The following is a 2,100-nucleotide window of genomic DNA, read 5'->3' on the forward strand; positions in this document are numbered from 1 at the left end:
GGCCGCGCCAGACAGGGTCGGTCAGGCCGAGCTGAACGAGGACGAGCAGCAGAAGAGCGACGGGGCCGATGGGATGGCCACCGACCTCGTTCCCGGCGTGGCGTCGGCGGCGGCGATCCGCGATCGCGCGAACAATCCCCACAAGGGCCAGGATGCCCGTGGAGAGGCCGATGTAGAACTTCCCCGTCGGCTTCCATTGAAGCAGCTCGAGCAGCGTGCGGGGATCGGGAAGCCGGTAGCGGAGGCCGATGAATCCCGCGGGGATCGGCTCGTTGAGCAGAGGAGCGTCGCGCAGCATGGGAACAGCGAATCCGGCAGCGATCGCGGCGCCGCCGATCAGGCCGATCGCGATGCCGGCGCGCGGGACGGAGCGGAGGCCGTGGGCCGAGAGCGTGGGGACTATCCGCAACAGGAAGAGAAGGGAGACCAGAACGATCGCCACGCGCGCTTGGCCCGCGTGCGCGAGGACGAGCCCTCCTCCGGCCAACGCGAGGAGAGCGCCCGCGCGGATCGACCCCGCGCCGGTCGCGAGCCTCTCCGCGGCGAGAAGCGCCCACGGAAGGATCGCCAGCAGCAGCAGGCCGGGCAACCGCCCTTCCCAGACCCATGAGGCGTGGGCGGTCGGGGCGAGGGCGTAGATCAACCCGCCCAGGAGACCGGCCCGCCCGTCCCGGTGGAGGCGCGAGCATAGGAGGGCGAAGCCGGCCGCGCCGGCCATCCGGCAGAGCCATGCGAGAATCTTCGCCGCCGCCACCGGATCGGCTCCGAGCAGCCCGATCGTCCCTTGCAGCATGTGCGCGAGCGGAGGGTAGTTCTGATCCGCGGGGTATCCGCCGTACCAGAGGTCGGTCCAGATCGGATAGGCGCCCGATCGAAGGGACTCGAGCCAGAGCCAGCCGCGGGCGATGTGCGTCCTCGCGTCTCCGAGCGAGGGGTAGCCGCGCGAGAGGAGGGCGATCGTGAGAACTCCGGTGGCGAGGATCACGGCCGCGGCGAGCGGCGCGTCGCGGGAGAGGAGGCGGTCGACGAGTTGCGCGAGGCCGCCTCGGCGGACCATCAGGACGATGCACAGAAGGAGTCCCGCGAGGAGAAGAAGGCAGGCGGTCAGGAGCGAACCGAGGATGACGGGAGGCGGATGGAGCCCCCCCAACCCTTTCAGATCGCCGCCGCCAAGCAGGGTCTGGGCGACCTGGTCTCGGAACCAGGGAACGATGCGAAGGGCGAAGAGGATCCAGCCGGCGGACAGCATGGCGAGCGGAAGCAATGCCGGGAGCGGACGGCTCAGAAACAAGCCTCCCCTCACGGAGCCAGACGCCCGGGTCGGATCGGTCATCGGCCTCCTTCCCCCTCGCATGCGACTCGGAAGAGGATGCTAGACTCCGCGAAGGCCGGAGGCATCGGAAATATGGATCTCGATGGTTCCGCTCGGGCCGTGGCCAGATTCAATCGTCTCTGCTCGGCGCTCGCCGCCGGATGGATGCTCCTCATCCTGGCGTCGGTCTTCATTCGTCCGCCCGGAACACGTGACTTCGGCCAGTACTACATGGGGGGACTGATCGCGCGCCTCGGGGAGTGGAACTCCCTCTATCCGATCCCCCACCCAGACGCGAAGGCCAACGCGGGCTGGCAGGCCTATTCCACGATGCACCCGGTCTACGCCGACCTGGCAAGGCGGCACGGTGTGGGCGATGTGAACCGCTTCATCCACCCGCCGCCCTGGGCTCTGGTCTTCGTGCCGCTGAGTCTCCTCGGGTACGAGTGGGCCTTTCGCGTCTGGATCGTGCTGATGCTAGCCTGCGTGTGGGGTGTGGCCTTTCTGTCCGGCGCTCTCGCAGAGATCGTGGCTGGGCGACCCTCGCGCCTTCGAGGACTCCTGATCTTGATCGTAGCGGCCTCCCCTCTCTCCTATCGCGTCGTGCGCACGGGCAACATCTCGGCCCTCGTCGCCCTCTCGGTTGCGGTGACGATCCTGGGGATCGCCCGGTCGCAGACCATGCGTGGGGCGATCGCGATCGTGGTCGGCGCGGCATCCAAGTATGCCACGGTGTTGCTTATCCTCCTCGCCCTCGCCTGCCGGCGATGGAAGATGGTCGCTCTCGC

Annotated in this window: 2 protein-coding genes; one reads left to right on the plus strand and one right to left on the minus strand. The window is 68.6% G+C overall.

Annotated features, from left to right (window positions below; translation table 11 throughout):
• Positions 1–1,354: hypothetical protein (locus tag FJY88_13830; protein MBM3288406.1), on the minus strand; the 1,354-nt coding region annotated here is incomplete at its 3' end.
• Here FJY88_13830 and FJY88_13835 point away from each other — a divergent pair.
• Positions 1,136–2,100, plus strand: a 965-nt coding sequence (locus tag FJY88_13835) for a DUF2029 domain-containing protein (protein MBM3288407.1), incomplete at its 3' end; no start/stop codon positions are given. The genes FJY88_13830 and FJY88_13835 overlap by 219 nt on opposite strands.

Source organism: Candidatus Eisenbacteria bacterium (genome assembly GCA_016867495.1).
Classification (GTDB): Bacteria; Eisenbacteria; RBG-16-71-46; order CAIMUX01; family VGJL01; genus VGJL01.